Source organism: Actinosynnema sp. (genome assembly GCF_052038725.1).
In genome coordinates this window covers 1-5,063 of sequence record NZ_JBQGCX010000813.1, presented here as the reverse complement: position 1 = coordinate 5,063, position 5,063 = coordinate 1, and the positions used below count along the sequence as shown (strand labels likewise).

3 protein-coding genes are annotated in these 5,063 nt (G+C 74.4%); all 3 read right to left on the bottom strand.

From position 1 onward, the window contains the following. Window positions 1–96: 96 nt before the first annotated feature. The 3 genes from ACTUAL_RS16770 to ACTUAL_RS16760 all read right to left on the bottom strand — a co-directional run bounded on the left by ACTUAL_RS16770 (window position 97) and on the right by ACTUAL_RS16760 (window position 4,730). Window positions 97–1,059 (bottom strand): COG1470 family protein, encoded by a 963-nt coding sequence (locus tag ACTUAL_RS16770; RefSeq protein ID WP_440900925.1) that lies wholly within the window; start codon window positions 1,057–1,059, stop codon window positions 97–99. Window positions 1,060–1,156: 97 nt separating this feature from the next. Continuing rightward, complete coding sequence (locus ACTUAL_RS16765; RefSeq protein WP_440900924.1) at window positions 1,157–3,007, bottom strand: alkaline phosphatase; 1,851 nt, start codon at window positions 3,005–3,007, stop codon at window positions 1,157–1,159. A gap of 163 nt (window positions 3,008–3,170) precedes the next feature. Then, on the bottom strand, window positions 3,171–4,730 hold the full coding sequence (locus ACTUAL_RS16760) for an NAD(P)-binding domain-containing protein (protein WP_440900923.1): 1,560 nt from the start codon (window positions 4,728–4,730) through the stop codon (window positions 3,171–3,173). Window positions 4,731–5,063 lie beyond the last annotated feature (333 nt).

The window sequence follows — 5,063 nt, the reverse complement described above, 5'->3', positions numbered from 1 at the left end:
CCGAGGTTGACGGTGCGGGGGACGTCGGGCTGAGCCGCCCGCGAACGACGGGGCCGCGCCGGTCGTGCGACCCGGCGCGGTGCGCGGTCCCGCGCGTCAGGCGGTCGCGGCGACCGCGGGCCCGGACGTCCCGCTCGCGCGGTTCCGCTTGCGGCGCACCAGGAGCAGCGCCGCGCCCGCCACCACGAGCACCAGCACCGCCACACCGCTCCACGACACCGCGAGCACCGAGTACCCCCGGCTGATCGCGGCGGGCGCGGTCACCCGGTCCTCCCCCACCGCCACGCCGACCACGCTCAGCTCGCCGGAGGCCCGGAACAGCGACGGCGCCGCCACCTCGAACGCCCGCGTCGCGCTGTCCCCCGGCAGCAGCTCGTCCACCGCGTCCCCGCCGCGCCGCGCCAGCAGCCCGAACGGCCCCGCCACGTCGGCGGTCGCCGCCGCGCCCAGGCGCGCGTTGCCCGTGTTCACCACCTCGTAGGTCACCTTCAGCACCCCGTCCGCGAAGGGGACCCACGACGGGCTGAAGTCCGCCGTCACCGCGCGCACCTCCAGCGCGGGCGTCAGCTCCCCCGACACCTGCAGGTGCACCCGCACCCCGATCCGGCGCTGCACCCGGACGCCGTCCTCGGTCCCCGACACGCCCACCACGATCCCCGCCGGGTGGTCGCCCGGCGTCGCGTCCGCCGGGACCGCCACCACCACCGGCAGGTCGCGCCGCTCGCCGGCGCCCAGGGTGAGCCGCCCGCCGTCGAGACCGCCGACGGAGATCCACTTCCCCGAGTCGACCGGCGTCCCCGCCGCGATGTCGAACGCCCCGTTCTGCACCAGCACCCCGTCCCCGGCGGACACCACGAAGTCGGCGGGCTCGGCCCCCAGGTTCCGCACCGTGATGGAGTCCCTGGCCGTGCTTCCCGGCTCGGCCACGTGCCGCAGGGACACCCGGCCGTCCGTGGGGCCGACGCTCCACTGCACGGGCGCTGCGGACGCCGGGGGCGCGGCGGCCAGCAGGGAGCCCGCCACCAGCAGGGAACCGAGCAGACGACGGTGGGACGACACGGGTCCCCTCCTCAACATCCGGGAAAAGCGCTTCACGTCAACGGAAAGAGCGGGGCGGGACCCCGGGACGAGGGCCCCGCCCCACCACAACGGGAAATCAGTCCTTGGCGAACAGCGTCAGGGTGATCTCGCTGCCGTAGCGACCGCCGCGGGCCTCGTCCGGCACGGTCAGGCCGAGGTCGGCGCCCACGACGGTGGTGCCGTAGCGGCTGACGCGGTTGGTGTCGGCCAGCGCGGCGGGCGCGTCCAGGACGGCCACGGGACCGGCGGCGGCGTTCGAGTCGGAGCTGACGACCTTCGGGGTCCAGCCCAGGTTCTCGGCGCCGAACCTCCGGTTGCCCGCGACGAACTCACCGGCGGCGCCGGAGACGGTCCAGCCCTGGCCGCGCGCCTGCACCTCGTTGCGGGTGTCGGTCACGGTGACCTGCGGCAGCGCGCCGATCTGCGAGCGCGACGCGCCCTCGAACCGGACGACGCCGCTGTCGGCGACGGTCATGCTCAGGTCACCGGCGGTGCTGGGCAGCGGCACGGACGCCTCCAGCGCGACGGCCGAGTCGGCCGACGCCGGGGCGTGGCCCAGCAGGTCGAACACGGTCTCGCCGACGGCGGTGTTGTCCAGGTACGCGCCGCGCACGGTGTCCCACTTGTCGGCGCGCGCGTTCAGCACGTCCGCGCCCGCGCCCTTGGCGTAGAGGGGGACCAGGGCGTTGGTGTGGCCACCGGAGTGCCACGACACCTGCGGCAGCTCGCCCTTGGCGCCGGTCATCGGGGTCCAGGCCGGCTTGGCGCCGGGGCCCGCGAGGTAGCCGGTCTCGTGGTCGGCGGTGACGACGACCAGGGTCTCGTCCCAGCTGCTGTTGCGCTCGACCCAGTCGGTGACGGCCTCGACGGAGCGGTTGAACTCGACCTGCTCCTCCACCAGGCGCGTGGTCTGGTTGGCGTGGCCCGCCCAGTCGACGGCGCCGCCCTCGACCATCAGGAAGAAGCCGTCCTCGTCCTTCTCCAGCACGTTCAGCGCGCCCTTGGCCATCACGTCCAGGGACGCGACGTCGTTGCGGGCGTCGGTGCCCGGCGCGACCGTGTTGTTGCCCAGGCCCGGCCGGTTGTACTGGAGGGTCTCGGCGACCTGCGCCAGGCCGAACACCTTCTCCGGGACCTCGGTCGCGGTGGCCAGCGCCTCGAAGGCGGAGCGGGTCTCGACGTAGGAGAAGTCGGTGCCGCCACCGCTGACCCGCTGGAAGTCGTGCTGCGAGATCCAGGTCCAGTTGGACGCGCGGCTGGTGTGCGCGTCGGTGTAGTTCGGGTGCCCGCCACCCATGATGACGTCGGCGCCGCTGTCGATCATCTCGGTCGCGAGGCCCTGGTAGTCGTTGCGGTCGGCGTTGTGGGCGATGAAGCCCGCCGGGGTGGCGTGGTTGAACGGCACCGAGGTGACGACGCCGACCTTCTTGCCGACCTCCTTGGCCTGCTCGCCCACGGTCAGCAGCTTCCGGCCCGCCGGGTCGAAGCCGATGACGCCGTTGGTGGTCTTGACGCCGGTGCCGAGCGCGGTCGCCGCGGCGGCGGAGTCGGTGGCGCCGGAGGCGACCCAGTCGAACGAGCCCCAGGCCTGCTCGGGGGTGTAGGACGCGCGGCCGTTCGCCGAGTAGTGGCTCTGCGCGACCTGCACGGGGAAGGTCTCGTAGACCTGGCTGGGCACGCCGGGGACGCGCCGCACGGCTCCGGTCGCGGGGTCCACCGCGACCTGGTTGAGGCTCTGCCCGTGCTCGTACAGGTTGGCGGCGTCGAACTGGTTGTAGCCCGCGCCGTCCGAGATGAGCACGATGATGTTCTTCGGCGCGGTGGTCTCCGCGGCCGACGCGACACCGGCGGGCGCCGAGGCGAACGCGACGCCCAGGGCCGTGCCGGTGACGGCGAGCTTCCGAGTGCGCTTGAGCACTCCGCCCATTGCTTCCTCGTTCCGTGTGGATGCGCTGTGGTGGCGCCGGTCGTGACCGGGCCGGACCACACGCTTCGCCCGGAAGGTAAAGCGATCACCAAGCAGTGGAGTACTGGGAGCAAAACTCTCGGCAAGGCGCGGTTGTCCGCCGTTCGCCGTGGGTGCTCGGTGATCAGGCGATCACCGGTTGTCGCGACAGGAAGGCGCGCAGCGGCGCGAGGTGCCGGTCCGAGTCGGTCCAGGCGTGCTCCGGGTCGGCGGCGACGCGGTGCTCGGCGACCACCTCGCCGCCCCGGAACCTGCGCACCACCGGGCGCAGCGGGGCGGGCACGTCGGGGTCCGCGTGGTCGGCGGCGTGGTCGGCGACGTGCTCCAGGGTGATGGCGAGGCAGTCGGGGGCGTGCCCGGCGACCAGGTCCACCGGCACCTCCTCCAGGTAGCGCGCGGTCGCGCCGCCCGGAACGACGACGTCGGCCAGCCGGGCGCGCTGGTGCCACAGCGCGGAGCTCCGGTTCACCCGCGCCAGGACGGCGGGGGCCAGGTCGTCGGCGGGCACCTCGGTCGACGGCCACGGCACGCCGTGGTTCTTGCGCTCCAGCACCCTGGCCAGCGCGCGCACCGCGTACCGGAAGCCGTGGATGTCGCCGGTGGACGAGTGGTCGTCGGCGTCGCGCATGAGCGCGCCCGCGAAGTGCAGGCCGGGCACGGAGGTCGACTCCCACTCGGCGGTCAGCGCCGGGAAGCGGTCGTCGGGAGCGGGGGCGGGGCGGGCGCCGTCGCCGAAGATGGTGGTGTCGAAGCGGAAACCGGTCGCGACGACGACCCGGTCGTAGCGGATCGCCCTGGTGGCGCCGTCGGTGTGCCGGAGCGCGACGGTGACCGTGTAACCGCCGGGTCCGCCGCTCGCGGCGTCCGGGGCGGGACCGTCCGCGCCGGGGCACGCGCCGGGGCCGCTGTCGTCGTCGGCCCGGATGTCCAGCACCGACCCGTCCAGCAGCGCGGCGCCGACGCCGAACAGGGCCGCGTCCAGGAACACCGCGTTCACCGCGCGCACGTACCCCGCCCGCCACGCCACCCGCGCGGGCCGGGGCCCGATCACGTGCACCACCGACGCCGTGCGCACCAGGCTGTTCGCGACCTCGAACGCCGAGTTCCCCTTGCCCACCACCAGGACCCGCTGTCCGGCGAACCCGCGCGGGTCCGGGTCGTAGGCGCCGTAGTGCTCCACGCGGTCGATGCCGGGGATGGGCGGCAGGTGCGGCTTGGCGAGCCCGGTCGCCACGACCAGCCACCGCGCGGTGTGCGTGCCGCCGTGCTGGTCGACCACCCGGAAGCGCGGCCGGAACCCGCCGAACCCGCTGCGCGTCACCGAGAGCGCGCGGGTGTCGCAGCGGACGTCGACGCCGGTGGCGCGGGCGAACTCCACCAGGTAGCGGGCGAGGTCGTCGGCGTGCGGCAGGCGGTCGGCGCTGTGGTCGGGGAAGCGCGGCGCGGGCCCGTCGGACAGCAGCGAGTGCGCGTCGCGACGCAGGTCCAGCTCGGGGTCGCCCGCCGGGGAGCCGCCCTCGTTGACCGACAGGAGCCTGCGGTGCCGGGGGAAGGCGCGGAAGAACTGGCCGGGCGCGGGCCCGGCCTCCAGCACGCGACAGGACCGGCCGGCGCGGTCGAGCAGGTGCGCGAGCTGCAACCCGGCGGGACCGGCACCGACGATGAGGTACTCGACCTCGGGCACGACAAGACCTCCGCGGCGTGGACGGCTGCGGAGAGGGGTACGGCGGCGGGTCGGCGGGCGTTCAACCTGGGTGGGCACTTCACAGGTGGTGAGGCACGTGCCTGCGGCGCTGGACGACTGGATCGCCCCTGAGGATCGTTGGACTGGCCGTGCGCCACCGGGGCAGGGGGTGGGGTGAGCGAGGAGTTGCCTGGTTCGGGTTCCGGCGGGTCAGGTGGGCGGACCGAGAGAGGCAAAGCGCACGAGACGGGCGGTTCAGGACCGAACTTCCTGCGGAGTCTCTTAGGATCGACCCGTTCAGCGCGGTCCGCCACTTGACGACCGCGGTGATGT